Below are 17,419 nucleotides of genomic sequence, written 5' to 3'. Positions count from 1 at the left end.
GTCATCCCCGAACACGAGGAGCCCCGACCCCCCATGCTCACCCTCCAGCAGATCATCTCCTACCTCCACGCGCACGGCGCCCCGAACTCCGTGATCCAGCAGGTGATGGACCTGAGCCGGCGCCACGGCCTCAACGGGCCGGGGTTCCAGGACCTGCTCACCCGGTACCACTGGCGGCCGCGCGGCGTCAGCTGGAACGACGCCGTGAACTGGGCCCGCCACCGCCGCTGACCGCGGGCACCACCGGCGCGGGGAGGATCAGCGCCGGCTGCAGTTCTGCTGGACGTAGGTCGTCACGCGCTCGCCTGCGGCGGTCACCTCGGGCGAGTTGACCGCCGCCGTCACCGCCGGGTCGCGGGCCGCCTTCGCGGCGTCCCCGCCGGCGGCGACGAGCGCGTTGAGCTCGACGTCCATGGCGTCGACCACGCGCTGCACGTCATCGCGGATCTCGGCGGGCGCGGCGTCGGCCAGGGCGATGCCCGACAGGCGCGCACTGCTGACGGCCGCGGCCAGGCCGTCGCCCGCGGCGTTGACGGGGCCGCCCAGCGAGAGCCCGTTGAGAGGGCGGATCGCGTCGGCGTTGGCCTGCACGGCCGCGCAGAACGACGCCGCCTGCGGCGACACGGGACGCGTGGTGGTAGGCGGCCGGACCGTGTCGGCGTCGGCGACCGACCCGCCGCACCCGGCGAGCAGGGCGAGGGCCGCGACGGCGCCGAGCACCCGCAGAACGCCTGGCACGAGACCCATCGAGTGCTCCCCGGGAACGATAGGTGGAGATCGACAGCCTAGCGGCGGTGCGGCGCCACGACCGTGGCGGTGTCCGGATCGGAACCGCCGGGTGACGCGTGGCGTTGTGGCCGGTATGGCCACCTTCGGGCCTCGGCGGCTCGCGGCGTTCCGCGCACGGTGGCGCGCCGTCTCGCAGGGCAGGCGTCCCGAGACCGAGCGCTACCCGGCGTGGGAGCGCGCGCGCCCGGTGGTCATCGAGCACGACCGGACCTGAGCGCCGAACACCGACCTTGGCGTGGGCGTGGTCGATCATTAGCGTGACGCCATGCCGATCCTCGAGGTGCATCTCGTCGACGGGAAGCACACCGCCGCCCAGCACGCCGAGCTGCTCACCTCCATGAGCGCCCGGTACGCCGAGGTGCTGGAGTCGCCCGTGGAGCGGGTGCGGGCCTACGTCACGCTGCACCGCCCCGAGCACTGGGCCACCGGCGGCGTCCCGGCCGCGGCAGGGTCGGCTCCCTACTTCACCGCGATCGTGCTGGAGGGCCGCCCGGCCGAGCAGCGCAGGCGGCTGCTGGGGGCGTTCACCGACATCATCGTGGACGTGCTCGGCGTCGACCGGAAGCTCGTCCGCGGCCGGATCATCCAGGTGCACCCCGACGACTGGGCGATCGGCGGGGTGCCGGCCAGCGTGGCGCGGAAGCCCGAGATCGCCGCGCGCGCCGCCTCCGCCTGACGCCCGGCGCGGGCTGTCAGAAGATGCCCCTCCGGGCACCGACGTCGAGCGACAGCGTCGAGCCCAGTAGCGCGTCGGCCTCCGGGGCCAGCAGCATCGCCACCGACCACGCCACCTCCTCGGGCGTGACGAGACGGCCCAGCGGCGACTCCGCGGCCCGCTCGGCGAGCACCTGCTCCACCGGCACCCCCCGCTGGGCGGCCGCCTTCTCCGACAGGCCGCGCAGCCGCGGGGTGTCGGCCGGGCCGGGCGCGACGAGGTGCGTGGTGATCCCGCGCGGCCCGTACGCGATCGCGAGCTGGCGCACCAGGTTGGCCAGCGCCGCGTTGGTGACGCCCGCCGCGCACGCGTACGGCGCGGGCTCGATGCCGTAGTGGCCGCCGAGCGCGACGATGCGTGCGCCGCGCTCCAGCCGCCCGTCGACCGCGCGGATCAGGCGCAACAGCCCGCCCGCCTTCAGAGCGACCGCGTGGCCCAGTGCGTCGGGGACGATCGTCTCCACCGGCCCGGCCGCGGGCAGCCCGGCGGCCTGCACCACCATCCGCACGGGCCCGTCCCCGGCGGCCGCGACGGCGTCGGCGATGGCGGTGACCGCGTCGTCGGAGCCGATGTCGGCGGCGCAGGCGAGCGGGTCGGGCCCACCGGACCGCGACACCGCGACGACGGACAGCCCCTCCTTGCCGAGCCGGTCGGCGATGGCGGACCCGAGCGCCCCGGACGCCCCGACGACGACGGCGATCCCGGCGCTCACCCGCCCCCACCACCGATCACGGCGAGAGGGCGGCCCGCGCAGCCCGTCGGACGACCATCCGCCCGTGATCGCGGCCGGATGGGGGTGGTCACGGCGTCGTCCCGGTCGACATCAGCGCCTCGCGGGCCTCGTCGAACACCTTGTCCGGCGCCGTCAGGTCCAGCTCCAGCGCGATCATGCCCGCCTTCCGCGCGCCCTCGACGTTCCACGGCATGTCGTCGACGAACACGATGTCGGCCGGGTCCGCGCCGAGCTCCGACGCGGCGAGGGCGTAGGCGCGGGGGTCGGGCTTGAGGATGCCGGTGACCGACGCGTCCACCATCGCGTCGATGTTGCGCAGGAACGGGTGCGACGCCATCGCCGTGTCGCCGTGGAAGGCGCGCAGGTCGTTGGTGAGCACCCCGACCCGGTGGCCCGCCGCCCGCGCGTCGGCGGCCAGCTCGGCGGCCGCGGGCCGGATGATGTCGTGGCCGGCCATCGAGTAGAGGGTGTGCATGAACTCCTGGATCGGCCAGTCCCGGCCCAGGGCGGCGCCCATCTCGTCGGAGCGGAGCTGCCAGTAGTCGCGCTCGCTGATCTCCGAGCGCAGCATCCGCTCCCACAGCTCGTCGCGCTCGGGGCCCAGCGGGCCGCGGCGCGCCACCACCTCGCGCACCGCGGGCTCGGCCTCGCCGAACAGCCCCATCATCTCCGAGCCGGAGCGGAAGACCGTCCCGCCGAGGTCGAGCAGCAGTGCTTTCAGTGTTCCGGCTCCGTTCCGACGAGTGCCCCGATCACCACGGTGCACATGAGCTCACACGCCGCGCACCAGCACAGGAAGTGCCGGTCGGCGCCCGACCAGAACTCCTGGACGAACGCGGCCTCCCCGAGCGCGGCGCCGCACCCGGGACAGTACGAGACAGTGTCACCTGATGACCTCGCAAGCTCGGTCAACTCGCCCACGCCGGGACCGGGTCGCCGAACAGCTCGAAGATCTCGTCCTTGATGGGGGAGTAGCGGATCGAGCTCTCCCGCGTCCAGAGCTGCCGGAACTCCACGGCCGAGCCGAACTTGTCCTTCTCCATCGGCAGGTCGATCACCTCGTGCGGCTCGCGGAACGTGCACAGCGGGTCCTCGCCCGCCGCCACCTTCTCCATCTGCTCCGCGTAGAGCTTGCGTAGCAGGATGACGCCCAGGTCGGACCTGCCCAGGTGCTCCTGCGAGCGGTCGGAGATCCGGCCCTGCGTGATCCACGCGACGATGTCCTGGCCGTCGACGTAGTCGCGGAGGTACTCGCCCTTCTCGTCGCGCAGGGGCACCTCGTAGACGGGGATCTCCGGCTGGGGCGGGGCCCCGCCCTCGGGTCGGTAGGTCTGGTACCAGACGTGCCAGGTGTTCTCGTCGTCGATCGGCACCCGGATCTGGAACGTCGCCAGCCCCGCGGCGCCGACGCGCAGCATGTGCGGGAACACCAGCGGGTGGCCGACCTTCCAGTCCTCGTCCTCCTCGGTGTGCCCTTCGAGCACGCGGCGCTTGAGGATGCCGTGCTCGAACACCTCGAACGCGACCTTCACGTGCTTCTTCGTGACAACGGGCAGCGGGGTGGTGTTGCCGTCCAGCTCGCGGAGGAACGTTCCGTAGCGCCCGTGCAGCCACTCGACGTGGTACGGGTCGACGGAGTTCTCCATGATCTGCACGAAGTTGCAGGGCAGCTCGGCGTGGCCGATGTCGCGCCATGCGTCCTCCCACACGAAGAGGTCGTAGCGCGGCAGCTCCGGCGCCGGCAGCGGCCCGAGGTAGGCGAAGATCAGCCCACCCAGCTCCTGCACGGGGTAGGCGGTGGCCTTGATGCGGTCCTTGAAGGTCGACTCCGCCGGCTCGCCGGGCTGCTCCAGGCAGTTGCCCTCGGCGTCGAAGCGCCAGCCGTGGTAGCCGCAGCGCAGCCCCTGCTCCTCGGTGCAGCCCAGCCAGAGGGCCGCCCGGCGGTGCGGGCACTGCTCGGCGAGGAGCCCGACGGTGCCGCTGCCGTCCCGGAACAGGACCAGGTTCTCGCCGAGCAGTCGGCGCTTGACGGGGATGCGCGTCGCCATGTCGTGCGTGGCCACCGGCCACCAGTAACGGCGCAGCAGCTCACCCATGGGAGTGCCCGGTCCGACCCGGGTGAGGCGTTCGTTCTTCTCCGCACTCAACATGAGCCGGACGCTAGGAAATCGCTCCCACCTGCGGGAAGGGTGATGTTCGCCGCCGCCGAACGGCCCGGCAAAGCTCCGTTTCGGACGGTGGCACGTTCGGCAGAGGAGAACGGCCCGCTTGCCGCGGGCGTGTGATCACTGACACGGTCCGACGAACGTTTCATCGGACCGAGGAGTTCGCATGGCCACTGTCGTCCCTGTCGAGCCGTACACCGGCGAGTGGTACCCGGGCTTCAAGCCCGAGCACATCGCGTCCCCGTACGTCATCGACGGCACCGGGCCGTTCAAGAAGGAGGACGAGGACAAGTTCTGGTACCTCGACTTCCACTGGTCGCGCGGCATGACGCCGCTGGCCGCCTTCGCCTGGGGTCACGACGGTTACTGCTGGGGCACCCAGCACGCCGCCGAGGCCCTGCCGCTGCCGCCCGGGCGCGGCATCACCTCGCGGTTCGCCGGCACCCACCTGTACGGCTCGGCCATCCCGGAGTCCGACCCCCGTGAGATCGGAGCCCGCGCCCAGCGTCTGGGCACGAACCTCCCCAGGTTCCTGCAGAACTACAAGCAGACCTGGGAGAGCGGCCGCGACGAGCTCGAGGCGACCTGGGACTACTTCCAGGGGATCGACCTGACCGCCGTCCCGACCGGTGACTTCGCGAGCCTGCTCACCCAGGCCCGGCGCTACCACCAGCGCTCGATGGAGATCCACTTCGGTGTGATGTACCCGCTGCTGGTGAACTTCCTCGGTTTCTACGGCGCCTGCGCCGAGATGGGCATCAACACCGCCGACATCGGCAAGTTCCTCCAGGGCGAGGACACCAAGATCATGGAGACCGACCGCGAGCTGTACAAGCTCGCGACCAAGGCCAAGCAGGCAGGCCTCGGGCAGGTGTTCGCCGACAACGCCGGCGCCCCCATCCGTGACGCGCTCTCGGCGCACGGCGGCTCCGCCTCGCAGTGGCTCACCGACTTCGACGACTTCCTGCAGGTCTACGGCCACCGCCAGGAGGCCACCTGCGACGTGGGCGTGCCGAGCTGGATCGAGGACAACACGATCCCGCTCGACCTGATCAAGACCTTCGTGCTGAAGGAGGAGGCCCACGACTTCGAGGCCGCGGCGCGCAACGCCATGGCCGAGCGCGAGGCGGCGATCGAGACCGCCCGCTCGGGCCTGACCAAGGAGGAGCAGTCGGTCTTCGACGCCGGCCTGCAGTCCAACCTCGATGCGAACTTCCCGTGGTGGCAGGACGACCACAACTACTACATCGACCTGAAGGTCATGATCCCGCTGCGCAGGGTCTCCCAGGAGCTGGCACGCCGCGTGGGCGCCGACCACAAGGACGACATGCTCTACCTGTTCTGGCCGGAGCTGCTCGGCGTCGCGAACGGCTCGACCTACCAGGGCGAGCTCAAGAGCCTGGTCTCCGACCGCCGCCAGTACTTCGACCACTGGGGCGCGCTGCGCAGCTCGATGCCGAAGGTGCTCGGCACCGTCCCCGAGACGGTCGAGGACCCGGTGCTCATCGAGATCTTCGGGCTCAACCCGGCCGCGATCCGCGCCGTGCAGAACCCGAACGCGGCCGCGGAGACCGTGCTGACCGGCGTCGCCGCCGCGAAGGGCACCGCCACCGGCATCGCGCGCGTGCTGCAGAGCAGCGACGACATGCACCGCCTGGAGCCGGGCTCGATCCTGGTCTGCGAGTCCACCTCGCCGAGCTGGACGCCGGCCTTCGGCAAGATCGCCGCCGCGGCATGCGACGGTGGAGGCATGCTGAGCCACGCGGCGATCGTCGGCCGCGAGTACGGCGTGCCGACCGTCACGGCCATCGGCATCGCGACCCTCGCGATCCAGGACGGCGACGAGATCGAGGTGGACGGCACCAACGGCCGGGTCACCATCCTGAAGCGGGCGGCCGACCTGGCGGCTGCTGCCCAGTGAACGAAGGAGTTCTCATGGCCGAGCACGCGGCGACGACCGCACCGGGACGATCCGTCGTCTGGGTCGACGAGGTCGATCCGGCGGAGGCGGTCGCGCTGGCGGGCTCGAAGATGGGGCGGCTCACCGAGCTGCACCGGGCCGGGGTGGAGGTCCCGCAGGGGTTCGCCGTGACGGTGGACGCCTACCGGCGCCACTGCTCCGAGTCCGGTCTCGACCCGCGGATCGAGGACGTGATCTCCCGGTTGGGTACCGAGCCCACCGACGCCGAGGTGGAGAAGGCCTCGGCGGAGATCCGATCGCTGTTCGAGGCCACCCCGATGTCCGAGGCCCTCGAGGCGGAGCTCACCGACGCGTACGAGGAGCTGTGCCTGCGCTGCGTGGACGTCAACGTGCCCACCGCGGTGCGCTCGTCGGCCACGGGTGAGGACGCCGCCGACGCCTCGTTCGCGGGCATCTTCGACACCTACCTCGGGATCTCGGGGCCGCAGCGCGTGATCGACGCGGTGCGGAAGTGCTGGGGGTCGCTCTTCACCTCCCGCGCCCTGGCCTACCGGCTGCGCAAGGGCATCTCGCACCACGCGATGCCGATCGCCGTCGGGGTCATCGAGCTCATCCACGCCCGCGCGTCGGGCGTGGGGTTCTCGGTGCACCCGGTGACCGGCAAGCCGGACCGGATCGTCATCGAGACGAGCTGGGGCTGGGGCGAGGCGATCGTGCAGGGCCTGGTCAACCCCGACCATGTCGAGGTGGGCAAGGCCGACGGGCGGCTGCTCAAGTACGACGTCGCGCACAAGACGGTCGTCTCGGCGTTCGACTTCGCCGACGGCGCCGTCACCGAGATCGACATGCCGGCCAAGCTCGCCGACCGCAAGGTGCTCGACGACGAGCAGATCGCGGCGATCGCCGCGGCCATCAAGGCCATCGAGGAGCACTACGGCTACCCGGTCGACGTCGAGTGGGTCATCTCCCGGCACCGCCGGGCCGGTGACCCGGTCTGCATCGTGCAGTCGCGGCCGGTCACGGTCACGGCGGCCGAGACGGAGAAGACGCCGGCGGCGTACGACCCGGTGGCGCTGGCGCAGAAGTTCGTGTTCAGCGGGAAGCCGATCCCCGGCCGCTGACGCGGCCCGTGCGCGGAAAACGTGGCTCTGGCCACGATTTCCGCGCACGACCCCAACTCTGCGTGGCCCCGTCCCACGACGGAAACACATTCCTGGTAGGCATCCCCGCGTGGAGAGCATGCGCGTGATCACGCAGCTGTCGACCGGCGGGCCGGAGGTCCTGGAGATCGGCGAGGCCCCTGTGCCGCAGCCGTTGCCCACGGAGATCCGGGTGCGGGTGGCGGCGGCGGGCGTCAATCCGGTCGACTGGAAGACCCGTGCCGGGTCCGGCATGGCGGCGGTGTTCGGCCCGCCCCCGTTCACCGTCGGATGGGACGTCGCGGGCACCGTGGATGCCGTCGGCACCGGTGTCACGCGGTTCGCCGTCGGCGACGCCGCGTTCGGGATGCCGTGGTTCCCGCGGCAGGCGGCCGCCTACGCCGAGTACGTCACGGCGCCCTCGCGGCATTTCGCGCACCGCCCCGCCGGGCTGTCGGAGGTCGAGGCCGCCGGGCTGCCCCTGGCCGGTCTCACGGCGTGGCAGAGCCTCGTCGACATCGCGGGCATCCAGCCGGGGCAGCGGGTGCTGATCCACGCGGCCGCGGGCGGCGTCGGGCACCTCGCCGTCCAGATCGCGAAGGCCCGCGGCGCGTACGTCATCGGCACGGCGTCGCGCGGCAAGCACGACCTGCTCCATGACCTCGGCATCGACGAGGCCGTGGACTACCGCGCGGAGGCCTTCGAGAAGGTGATCGACCCGGTGGACCTGGTCTACGACCTCATCGGCGGCGAGGTCGCCCTGCGTTCGCTCGACGTCATGAAGCCCGACGCCCGGCTGATCTGCCTGCCCTCCGCGGCCGCGGCCGACGCGATGGCCGCGGCGCGGGAGCGGGGTCTGCGCGCCACGGGGATGCTCGTGGAGCCCGACGGCGACGGCCTCGAGGAGCTCACCCGTCTCGTCGACGACCGGCGGCTGCGGGTGCTGGTGGCCGAGACGTTCCCGCTGGAGCGGGCGAGCCACGCCCACCGCGCGGGGGAGATGGGCCGCACCACGGGCAAGCTGGTCCTCACCACCTGAGCCCGGGGGCCTACGGTCGCAGCGTGGCCACCGCACAGTTCTCCGCCGAGACGGCGCTTTCCGGCGGGTTCGTCCGCCAGACCAACCGCTTCACCGACCGCATCACGGCCGACGGCTCCTCGGGCCGCCGTCCGGAGCCCGGTCGGTACCGGCTGGTCGTCAGCCTCGCGTGCCCGTGGGCGCACCGGTCGGTGATCGTCCGGAGGCTGCTCGGCCTCGAGGACGCGATCTCGCTGGCCGTCGTCGACCCGATCCGCGACGAGAGCGGATGGCGCTTCACCCTCGACGAGGGCGACCGGGACCCGGTGCTCGGCATCGCCTACCTGTCCGAGGCCTACCGCGCCACGGACCCGGAGTACACCGGCCGCGTCACGGTGCCGGCGCTCGTCGACACCACGACGGGCACGGTCGTCACCAACGACTACCCGCGGATCAGCCTCGACCTCTCCACCGAGTGGCGGGCCTTCCACCGGGACGGTGCCCCGGATCTCTACCCGGAGCACCTGCGCGCGGAGATCGATGCCGTGAACGCCGACGTCTACCGCGACGTCAACAACGGCGTCTACCGCTGCGGTTTCGCGTCGTCGCAGGAGGCGTACGAGCAGGCCTACGCGGCGCTGTGGACGCGGCTCGACCTACTGGAGGAGCGGCTCGCGCGGCAGCGCTACCTCGCGGGCGACGCCCTGACCGAGGCCGACATCCGGCTGTTCACCACGCTGGTGCGCTTCGACGCCGTATACCACGGCCACTTCAAGGCCAACCGGCAGAAGATCACCGAGATGCCGGTGCTGTGGGCGTACGCGCGTGACCTGTTCCAGACGCCGGGCATCGGCGAGACGGTCGACTTCTCCCACATCAAGCCGCACTACTACGCCACGCACCGGGACATCAACCCGACGGGCATCGTGCCGGTCGGGCCGGACCCGTCGGGCTGGCTGGAGCCGCACGGGCGCGGCTGAGGGGGCTCACCGCACGGGCGTGGGGGCGCATCCGCGCCCGTGCGGGAGGACGGTGGGCCTACGAGTACGAGTGGTCCGCGTCGGGGTAGGACCCGCCGCGCACCTCGTCCCCGAACTGCTTCGCGGCGCCGAGCAGGATCTCGCCCATCGCTGCGTACTGCTTGACGAACTTCGGCTTGCGGCCGCGGTTCATGCCCGCCATGTCCGACCACACCAGCACCTGGGCGTCGGTGTCCGGGCCGGCGCCGATGCCGACCGTCGGGATCAAGAGCTCGGCCGTCACGCGCTTGGCGACGTCGGCGGGCACCATCTCCAGCACCACCGCGAACGCCCCGGCCGCCTGCAGTGCCAGCGCGTCCTCGACGAGGTGCTCGCCGGCGTCGCCGCGGCCCTGGATGCGGAACCCGCCCAGCGCGTGCTCGCTCTGCGGCGTGAACCCGAGATGCGCCATGACCGGGATGCCCGACTGCGACAGCGCCTCGACGTGCGGCACGAAGCGCTTGCCGCCCTCGAGCTTGATGGCGTGCGCGCCGGCCTCCTTCATGAACCGGTAGGACGTGGTGAGCGCCTGCTCGGGGCTGACCTGGTAGCTGCCGAAGGGCAGGTCGGCCACCACGAGCGCGCTCTTCGTCCCGCGCACCACGGCCTTGACCAGCGGCATCAGCTCGTCGACCGTGACCGGCAGGGTGTTCTCGTAGCCGTAGACGTTGTTGGCAGCCGAGTCGCCGACGAGCAGCACCGGGATGCCGGCCTCGTCGAAGATCTCGGCGGAGTACATGTCGTAGGCGGTGAGCATCGGCCACCGCTCACCGCGCTCCTTGAGCTCGCGCAGGTGGTGGATGCGCGTCCGCTTGGGCCTGCCCTCCGTGGTGCGGTAGGGCGCTTGTACCTCGGCTGAGCCGATTGGTGGTACAGCGGCAGCGCTGTTCTGCGTCTCAGACATCGTCGTCCGTCCCTCCCTCGAGGCCCGTTCGGCGGGTCCCCGGGTCATCAGGTGCTGACGACGAAAGCGTGACAGGGGGATGTCCGGCGCGCATCGGCGTGGGACGAGGTTCACACCCGTGGGAGGGCCGTCAGCCCTCGGGGACCTCGCGACGCAGCTCGTCGAGCCAGATCCGGGCCGACATGTCCGACGGCGCGCGCCAGTCGCCGCGCGGGGAGAGCGAGCCGCCCGCCGAGACCTTGGGTCCGTTGGGCATGGCCGACCGCTTGAACTGGCTGAACCCGAAGAACCGCTGGGCGAACAGCTCCAGCCAGTGCCGGACGTCGCCGAGGGTGTAGGCGTAGCGCTCGTCGGCGGGGAAGCCGGGCGGCCACTCGCCGTGCTCGGCGTCGCGCCACGCGTGCCACGCCAGGAACGCGATCTTCGACGGGCGGAAGCCGTAGCGCAGCACGTGGAACAGCGAGAAGTCGGCCAGCGCGTACGGGCCGATGGCGTCCTCGGTGCTCTGGGCCCTCCCGTCCTGGCCCGCGGGCACGAGCTCGGGGGAGATCTCGGTGTCGAGCACGGCGTCGAGGACCTCGCCGACCTCGGCGTCGAACTGCCGCGACGACACCACCCACCGGATGAGGTGCTGGATCAGGGTCTTCGGCACCCCGGAGTTGACGTTGTAGTGCGACATCTGGTCGCCGACGCCGTAGGTGCACCAGCCCAGGGCCAGCTCCGAGAGGTCGCCGGTGCCCAGCACGATGCCGCCGCGCTGGTTGGCCGCGCGGAACAGGTAGTCGGTGCGCAGCCCAGCCTGCACGTTCTCGAAGGTGATGTCGTACACGGGTTCGCCGGAGGAGAACGGGTGGCCGAGCTCGGAGAGCATCAGCCGCGCCGTCTCGGTGATGTCGATCTCCTCGAACGTGACGCCGAGCGCGAGCGCCAGCCGCGTGGCGTTGGTCTTGGTGCCGGCGCTCGTGGCGAACCCGGGCAGCGTGAACGCGAGGATGTCACTGCGCGGACGGCCGAGGCGGTCCATCGCCCGTGCCGCGACGATGAGCGCGTGGGTGGAGTCGAGCCCGCCCGACACCCCGATCACGATCTTGGGCTGACCGATCGCGCGCAGCCGCTGCTCCAGGCCTGCCACCTGGATGTTGTAGGCCTCGTAGCAGTCCAGCTCCAGCCGCGCCTCATCCGATGGGACGAACGGGAAGCGCTCCAGCTCGCGGCGCAGCCCGATGTCGCCGGCGGGCGGGTCGAGGCGGAACGTGATCTCGCGGAACGCGTCGGTACGCGCCGCGTGGTGGCGCCGGTTGTCGTCGAACGTGCCCATCCGCAGGCGCTCGGAGCGCAGCAGGTCGAGATCGACGTCGGCCACGGAGCTGCGCGGACCCTCGGGGAACCGCTCCGACTCGGCGAGCAGCATGCCGTTCTCCCACACCATCGTCTGGCCGTCCCAGGCGAGGTCGGTGCTCGACTCGCCCTCGCCCGCGGCGGCGTAGACGTACGCCGCGAGGCAGCGCGACGACGCCGAGCGCGCCATCAGCTTGCGGTCCTCGGCGCGCCCGACGGTGATCGGGCTGCCCGAGAGGTTGGCGAGCACCGTGGCCCCGGCGAGCGCGGCCTCCGCGCTGGGCGGGATCGGCACCCACATGTCCTCGCAGATCTCGGCGTGCAGCACGAAGCCGGGCACGTCCTCTGCGGCGAAGAGCAGGTCGGGGCCGAACGGCACCTCCGCCGCGCCGATCCGGATCGTGCCGTGCACGTCGTCGCCCGCCGCGACCTGGCGCCTCTCGTAGAACTCGCGGTAGGTGGGCAGGTACGACTTCGGGGCGACGCCGAGCACGGCGCCGCGGTGGATCACGACCGCGCAGTTGTGGATGCGGTGGCGGTAGCGCAGGGGTACGCCGACCACCAGCACGGGCAGTAGGTCGGCCGACGCCGCCACGACGTCGAGCAGGGCGGCCTCGGCGGCGTCGAGGAGCGTGTCCTGGAGCAGGACGTCCTCGATGGAGTAGCCGGTGAGCGTCAGCTCGGGGAAGACGGCCAGGCCGACGCCCTCGTCGTGGCAGGCGCGGGCCTGGGCGACGACGGCCGCGGCGTTGGCGGCGGGATCGGCGATCGCGGTGCTCAGCGTGCAGGCGGCGACCCGCAGGAACCCGTGTCGGTAGCTGGAGCGGAAGTCCACCCTGTCGAGTCTGCCCGACCATGCGCCACCCGACCGGAGGACCCGTCCGCGCGGCCACGGGATGCGGTGTCGGTGGGCGCTGGCATGCTGACTGCGTGTCACCACGGACGAGATCCACCGCCCTAGCCGTCGCACTCCTCGCTGTCGCCGCCGCCCTGGCGGCCTGTTCGCAGTCGACGTCGGGCAGCGCATCCCCGGATCTCACCGGCTCGGCGTCGCCCGCGTTGGAGAAGTTCTACGACCAGCAGCTTTCGTGGGGCCCCTGCGAGTCGTACGCCACCACGGACGACGACCGGAAGGCCTACGCCGACGCGAAGTTCGACTGCGCGCGCCTCGAGGTGCCGCTCGACTACGCCGAGCCCGACGGACCCACCGCGAAGATCGGTGTGCTGCGGCAGAAGGCGAGCGGGCAGAAGATCGGGTCGCTGCTGGTCAACCCCGGGGGTCCGGGTGCCTCCGGCATGAGCCTGGTGCCGTCGCTGTCCGGCGGGCTCACCCACAGCCCGGTCACGCAGCGGTTCGACCTCGTCGGGTTCGACCCCCGCGGCGTCGGTTCCAGCACGCCCACCATCGACTGCCTCACCGATGCCGACTGGGCCGTGCAGCGCTCCACCGTCTACGTGGACCCGTCGCCCGCGGGCGTCGCCAAGGAGGAGGCCGACAACAAGCAGTACGCGCAGCGGTGCACGCAGCGCTCCGGCGGCGCCGACGTGCTCGAGAACATGGGCACGCGCGACGTCGCCAAGGACCTCGACATCCTGCGCGCCGCCCTCGGCGACCAGAAGCTCACCTACGTCGGCTACTCCTACGGCACGCGCATCGGCACGCAGTACGCGGAGGACTTCCCGCAGAACGTGCGCGCGCTCGTGCTGGACGGGGCGCTCGACCCCACCGAGTCCACGGTCGACCGCACCGTGAAGCAGAACGCCGGCTTCCAGCAGGCGTTCGACGCCTACGCGGCCGACTGCGCGAAGAAGCCGAACTGCCCGCTGGGCACCGACCCGTCGCAGGCCACCGCGCGGTTCCAGGCGCTCACCCGCCCGCTGATCGACAAGCCGCTGGCCGTCGGCAACCGCACGCTGTCCTACACCGACGCCCAGATCGGCACCATCCAGGCGCTCTACGCGCAGGACTTCTGGCCGTACCTCTCGCAGGGAATCTCCGGGCTCGCCGCCGGTGACGGTCGCCTCCTGCTGGCCCTGGCCGACATCTACTACGGCCGCTCGCAGAGCGGGGTCTACAGCAACACCAACGAGGCGTTCACCGCCATCAGCTGCGAGGACGAGCAGCGCATCACCGACCGCGCGGTCATCGCCGACGAGGACAGGCGCGGCAACGCGGCCGCCCCGTTCCTCGACGACGGTCGCGGTGTGGTCGCGGCGCTCGACCCCTGCGCGTTCTGGCCGGTGCCGCCCACCAGCCAGCCGCACGTGCCGCAGGTCCACGGGCTGCCGCCCACCCTGGTCATCTCGACCACGGGCGACCCCGCCACCCCGTACCAGGCCGGCGTCGACCTGGCGAAGGCGCTCAAGGGCAGCCTGCTGACGTTCCAGGGCACCCAGCACACCGTCGCGCTGCAGGGGAAGGCGTGCGTCGACGACATCGTTGGCTCGTACCTGATCGACCTGAAGCTCCCCGCGGAGGGCGCCAAGTGTTAGTTCACACCGCTCCGGTCATTCCTGATCAGCCAGGAAACATGGCTGTAACACGGCGTTCCTAGGCTCGCGGCATGGACCGCCAGCAGGAGTTCGTGCTCCGCACGCTCGAGGAACGCGACATCCGCTTCGTACGTCTGTGGTTCACCGACGTGCTGGGCTACCTCAAGTCGGTCGCCGTGGCTCCCGCGGAGCTGGAGGGGGCGTTCGCCGAGGGGATCGGGTTCGACGGGTCCGCGATCGAGGGCTTCGCCCGTGTCTACGAGTCGGACATGGTCGCGCGGCCCGATCCCTCGACGTTCCAGGTGCTGCCATGGGAGACCGCGGCCGGTGAGCACTACTCGGCGCGGATGTTCTGCGACATCGCCATGCCCGACGGGTCCCCGTCCTGGGCCGACCCCCGGCACGTCCTGCGCCGCATGCTGAGCAAGGCCGCCGAGGCCGGCTTCACCTGCTACGTGCACCCCGAGATCGAGTTCTACCTGCTGCGCGACCTGCCCGCCGACGGGTCCCCGCCCCAGCCCGCCGACTCCGGGGGCTACTTCGACCAGGCCAGCCACGACGTCGCCCCGCACTTCCGGCGCAACGCGATCGAGACTCTGGAGTCGATGGGCATCTCCGTCGAGTTCAGCCACCACGAGGGCGGGCCGGGCCAGCAGGAGATCGACCTCCGCTACGCCGACGCGCTGACGATGGCCGACAACATCATGACCTTCCGGTACGTGGTGAAGGAGGTCGCGATCACGCAGGGCGTGCGGGCGTCGTTCATGCCCAAGCCCTTCAGTGACCACCCCGGCTCGGCGATGCACACGCACTTCTCGCTCTTCGAGGGCGACCGCAACGCCTTCCACGACCCGGACGACCCCTACGAGCTGTCCGAGACGGGCAAGGCGTTCGTCGCCGGCGTCCTGCGCCACGCCCGGGAGATCTCGGCCGTCACGAACCAGTGGGTGAACTCCTACAAGCGCCTCATCGTCGGCGGGGAAGCCCCCACCGCGGTGTCGTGGGGCCACGCCAACCGCTCGGCGCTCGCGCGCGTGCCGATGTACTCGCCAGGCAAGTCCTCCACACGGCGCGTCGAGGTGCGCACGCTGGACACGGCCTGCAACCCGTACCTGGCGTTCGCCGTGATCCTCGGGGCCGGTCTGCGGGGGGTGCAGAAGGGCTACGAGCTCGGCGCCCCCACCGAGGACGACGTCTGGTCGCTCACGGAGACCGAGCGCCGCGCCCTGGGCTACGAGTCACTGCCCCAGAACCTCACCGAGGCGCTGTCGGCCATGGAGCACTCGGAGCTCGTGGCCGAGGTGCTGGGGGAGCACGTCTTCGACTTCTTCCTGCGCAACAAGCGTGCGGAGTGGGACGGCTACCGCCGCCAGGTCACCCCGTACGAACTGGCGACGTACCTGCCGGTCCTCTGACGAGCTGATCGCACAGGCCGAGGGCGCAGGGAGCCGCTTCAGGGAGCGCCAGGGGCGGCGCTGACCGCCGTGACCACGCGCCGCCACGGGCGAAGCTGCTCCAGCTCCAGCTCCGGCCCGGACCGGACCGGAGCCGGCGGACGGTGATCGCTCCGCAGGCCCTGCGCCGACGGACCGTGGGCGACGGTGAGCGGGACGGGCGAGGGTGCACCGGGTCCGCCGCCGAGCGGGCGGGTGTGCCCTGACCACGGCGACAGCGTCTCGTGGAGGTGGAGGGCGCACCGGGTCCGGCGTCCCCGCGCGCCACGAGGGTGCTGCACCGGGTCGGAGTCCCCGCGCGCCACACCGACATGCTCACGGTGCTGGACGGCCTCGTGCGCAACGGGCCGCCCGCCGAGCATCTCCTGACGCCGCACGACGGCGGGGCGCTCACCGGGGCCACGCTGCGCACGACGGGCCGTCCCGTGCACGTCTCCGCGATGCCCGTCGCAGCGACGATTGCGGTCGAGAGCGCGCTGGCGGACGCCGATCCCGCCGTGCCCGCTGCGGTGGGTCCGCTCGGGAGGCCGAGGCGTACGCGGCCGCGCAGTCCGCCCGGACGGGATGCGCCGCCGTGGACGTCCGGGCGCGGATGCGGTTGTTCGCGGCCGGGGAGCTGCGACCGCCCACCGATGTGCAGGGCGCCGCCCGTCGCGCCTCGCCCGCCGACGCGCCCCTGCCAGGGGCCTGGCGTCACGCGCCGAGGTGGAGGCGCACCACGCCGACGCGGATCCGGCGGAGGCCGAGGAGGTCGTCGCGCGGTCGGTCGCCGGGGGAGCGGGCGAGACGCTGTGGGAGGTGGACGGCGTTCCGGTGTCGTAGGCGTCCGCGCGACCGCGGATGGCCGGCAGTCCCGGATCGCTCCGGTCTAAACACGGCCCGGAGCTCTACACACCGCCGGAGCACCGCCGCCACGGCCACGGCGCCGCGGTGACAGCTGCCGCGTCCCGCTGGGTCCTCGATGCGGGGGCGCGGACGGTCCTGCTCCTCACGGATCCGGCCGACCCGGCCACCGCACCAGCGGCCGGTGCATGGCACGGTCGAGCCGGGGTCCGGAGCCGAAAAGCCGCCCTGAGCTGGGGTGATGCAGGAAAGTGACCCCCCCTGAAACGGCCCTGGAAGCACCGTGTAACTTTCTCCAAGTCGCCAGCCGGGCAGCACGACAGACCGGGACGGAGATCCTCCGGCCCAGAGTCACAGCCCAGGACGGTGACAGCAGACGGAAGCCCCGGATGCCTCCTAGCGGTGGTGGATGGTGTGCGTGTGTCTTTTGAGAACTCAACAGTGTGTCGAGCTATTGTTTGAATTGGTTTTATGCCAGTTTGTTTGCTCGGTGGCGCGACCTCGTCGCGTTGATCGGGTATTTGTTGGGCCAGATTTTGTTGGAGAGTTTGATCCTGGCTCAGGACGAACGCTGGCGGCGTGCTTAACACATGCAAGTCGAGCGGTAAGGCCCTTTCGGGGGTACACGAGCGGCGAACGGGTGAGTAACACGTGGGCGACCTGCCCTCAGCTCTGGGATAAGCCTGGGAAACTGGGTCTAATACCGGATATGACCGATCACTGCATGGTGGTTGGTGGAAAGTTTTTTCGGCTGGGGATGGGCCCGCGGCCTATCAGCTTGTTGGTGGGGTGATGGCCTACCAAGGCGACGACGGGTAGCCGGCCTGAGAGGGCGACCGGCCACACTGGGACTGAGACACGGCCCAGACTCCTACGGGAGGCAGCAGT

General features: G+C 71.5%; 15 protein-coding genes and 1 rRNA gene. 10 read left to right on the top strand and 6 right to left on the bottom strand.

What is annotated here, in order from left to right:
• The first annotated feature begins 33 nt into the window (after positions 1–33).
• Positions 34–231: a hypothetical protein gene (locus JWR81_RS04690; RefSeq protein WP_297646945.1), complete on the top strand. Its 198-nt coding sequence runs from the start codon at positions 34–36 to the stop codon at positions 229–231.
• Between the two features lie 27 nt (positions 232–258).
• On the opposite strand, the gene JWR81_RS04685 is transcribed toward JWR81_RS04690, so the two are convergent.
• On the bottom strand, positions 259–747 hold the full coding sequence (locus tag JWR81_RS04685) for a hypothetical protein (protein ID WP_297646943.1): 489 nt from the start codon (positions 745–747) through the stop codon (positions 259–261).
• A gap of 115 nt (positions 748–862) precedes the next feature.
• Here JWR81_RS04685 and JWR81_RS04680 point away from each other — a divergent pair, with 115 nt between their 5' ends.
• Complete coding sequence (locus tag JWR81_RS04680) at positions 863–1,003, top strand: hypothetical protein (RefSeq protein WP_297646941.1); 141 nt, start codon at positions 863–865, stop codon at positions 1,001–1,003.
• A gap of 51 nt (positions 1,004–1,054) precedes the next feature.
• The gene (locus JWR81_RS04675; protein WP_297646936.1) at positions 1,055–1,465 is read left to right on the top strand and encodes a tautomerase family protein; all 411 of its coding nucleotides are present in this window, start codon (positions 1,055–1,057) and stop codon (positions 1,463–1,465) included.
• 16 nt (positions 1,466–1,481) lie between these two features.
• On the opposite strand, the gene JWR81_RS04670 is transcribed toward JWR81_RS04675, so the two are convergent.
• The 3 genes from JWR81_RS04670 to JWR81_RS04660 all read right to left on the bottom strand — a co-directional run bounded on the left by JWR81_RS04670 (position 1,482) and on the right by JWR81_RS04660 (position 4,387).
• Complete coding sequence (locus JWR81_RS04670) at positions 1,482–2,216, bottom strand: SDR family oxidoreductase (protein ID WP_297646934.1); 735 nt, start codon at positions 2,214–2,216, stop codon at positions 1,482–1,484.
• A gap of 88 nt (positions 2,217–2,304) precedes the next feature.
• Entirely contained in the window at positions 2,305–3,003 is a 699-nt protein-coding gene (locus JWR81_RS04665) for an HAD-IA family hydrolase (RefSeq protein ID WP_297646932.1), read from the bottom strand.
• 142 nt (positions 3,004–3,145) lie between these two features.
• Positions 3,146–4,387, bottom strand: coding sequence for a Rieske 2Fe-2S domain-containing protein (locus JWR81_RS04660; RefSeq protein ID WP_297646930.1), 1,242 nt, complete (start codon positions 4,385–4,387; stop codon positions 3,146–3,148).
• Positions 4,388–4,568: 181 nt separating this feature from the next.
• Here JWR81_RS04660 and JWR81_RS04655 point away from each other — a divergent pair, with 181 nt between their 5' ends.
• From JWR81_RS04655 to JWR81_RS04640, 4 genes are all read left to right on the top strand, one after another.
• On the top strand, positions 4,569–6,323 hold the full coding sequence (locus tag JWR81_RS04655; RefSeq protein ID WP_297646929.1) for a PEP-utilizing enzyme: 1,755 nt from the start codon (positions 4,569–4,571) through the stop codon (positions 6,321–6,323).
• A gap of 14 nt (positions 6,324–6,337) precedes the next feature.
• Positions 6,338–7,444 (top strand): PEP/pyruvate-binding domain-containing protein, encoded by a 1,107-nt coding sequence (locus JWR81_RS04650; protein WP_297646927.1) that lies wholly within the window; start codon positions 6,338–6,340, stop codon positions 7,442–7,444.
• Between the two features lie 118 nt (positions 7,445–7,562).
• The gene (locus JWR81_RS04645) at positions 7,563–8,501 is read left to right on the top strand and encodes an NADP-dependent oxidoreductase (protein WP_297647014.1); all 939 of its coding nucleotides are present in this window, start codon (positions 7,563–7,565) and stop codon (positions 8,499–8,501) included.
• A gap of 23 nt (positions 8,502–8,524) precedes the next feature.
• Positions 8,525–9,460, top strand: a complete 936-nt coding sequence (locus JWR81_RS04640) for a glutathione S-transferase C-terminal domain-containing protein (RefSeq protein ID WP_297646925.1) — start codon at positions 8,525–8,527, stop codon at positions 9,458–9,460.
• A 58-nt stretch (positions 9,461–9,518) separates the two neighbouring features.
• Here the strand turns inward: JWR81_RS04640 and panB are convergent, their stop codons facing one another.
• Together panB and JWR81_RS04630 are read right to left on the bottom strand one after the other, a co-directional pair.
• On the bottom strand, positions 9,519–10,403 hold the full coding sequence (panB, locus tag JWR81_RS04635) for a 3-methyl-2-oxobutanoate hydroxymethyltransferase (protein ID WP_297646923.1): 885 nt from the start codon (positions 10,401–10,403) through the stop codon (positions 9,519–9,521).
• A gap of 130 nt (positions 10,404–10,533) precedes the next feature.
• The gene (locus JWR81_RS04630) at positions 10,534–12,576 is read right to left on the bottom strand and encodes an NAD(+) synthase (protein ID WP_297646922.1); all 2,043 of its coding nucleotides are present in this window, start codon (positions 12,574–12,576) and stop codon (positions 10,534–10,536) included.
• A 95-nt stretch (positions 12,577–12,671) separates the two neighbouring features.
• On the opposite strand from JWR81_RS04630, the gene JWR81_RS04625 reads away from it, so the two are divergent.
• The 3 genes from JWR81_RS04625 to JWR81_RS04615 all read left to right on the top strand — a co-directional run.
• Positions 12,672–14,234, top strand: a complete 1,563-nt coding sequence (locus JWR81_RS04625) for an alpha/beta hydrolase (RefSeq protein ID WP_297646920.1) — start codon at positions 12,672–12,674, stop codon at positions 14,232–14,234.
• A 71-nt stretch (positions 14,235–14,305) separates the two neighbouring features.
• A complete protein-coding gene (locus JWR81_RS04620) occupies positions 14,306–15,649 on the top strand; it encodes a glutamine synthetase family protein (protein ID WP_297646918.1) in 1,344 nt (447 codons plus the stop codon).
• 1,418 nt (positions 15,650–17,067) lie between these two features.
• Positions 17,068–17,419 (top strand): 16S ribosomal RNA (locus tag JWR81_RS04615); the annotation flags it as partial.

Source organism: Pseudonocardia sp. (genome assembly GCF_025965585.1).
Lineage (GTDB): Bacteria > Actinomycetota > Actinomycetes > Mycobacteriales > Pseudonocardiaceae > Pseudonocardia.
This window is presented reverse-complemented; position numbering and strand designations above follow the sequence as displayed.

Coding starts and splice junctions, on each gene's coding strand:
- JWR81_RS04645 (WP_297647014.1), top strand. CDS start 7,563: ATGCGCGTGATCACGCAGCTGTCGACCGGCGGGCCGGAGGTCCTGGAG.
- JWR81_RS04620 (WP_297646918.1), top strand. CDS start 14,306: ATGGACCGCCAGCAGGAGTTCGTGCTCCGCACGCTCGAGGAACGCGAC.
- JWR81_RS04675 (WP_297646936.1), top strand. CDS start 1,055: ATGCCGATCCTCGAGGTGCATCTCGTCGACGGGAAGCACACCGCCGCC.
- JWR81_RS04660 (WP_297646930.1), bottom strand. CDS start 4,387: ATGTTGAGTGCGGAGAAGAACGAACGCCTCACCCGGGTCGGACCGGGC.
- JWR81_RS04650 (WP_297646927.1), top strand. CDS start 6,338: ATGGCCGAGCACGCGGCGACGACCGCACCGGGACGATCCGTCGTCTGG.
- JWR81_RS04690 (WP_297646945.1), top strand. CDS start 34: ATGCTCACCCTCCAGCAGATCATCTCCTACCTCCACGCGCACGGCGCC.
- JWR81_RS04680 (WP_297646941.1), top strand. CDS start 863: ATGGCCACCTTCGGGCCTCGGCGGCTCGCGGCGTTCCGCGCACGGTGG.
- panB (WP_297646923.1), bottom strand. CDS start 10,403: ATGTCTGAGACGCAGAACAGCGCTGCCGCTGTACCACCAATCGGCTCA.
- JWR81_RS04655 (WP_297646929.1), top strand. CDS start 4,569: ATGGCCACTGTCGTCCCTGTCGAGCCGTACACCGGCGAGTGGTACCCG.
- JWR81_RS04685 (WP_297646943.1), bottom strand. CDS start 747: ATGGGTCTCGTGCCAGGCGTTCTGCGGGTGCTCGGCGCCGTCGCGGCC.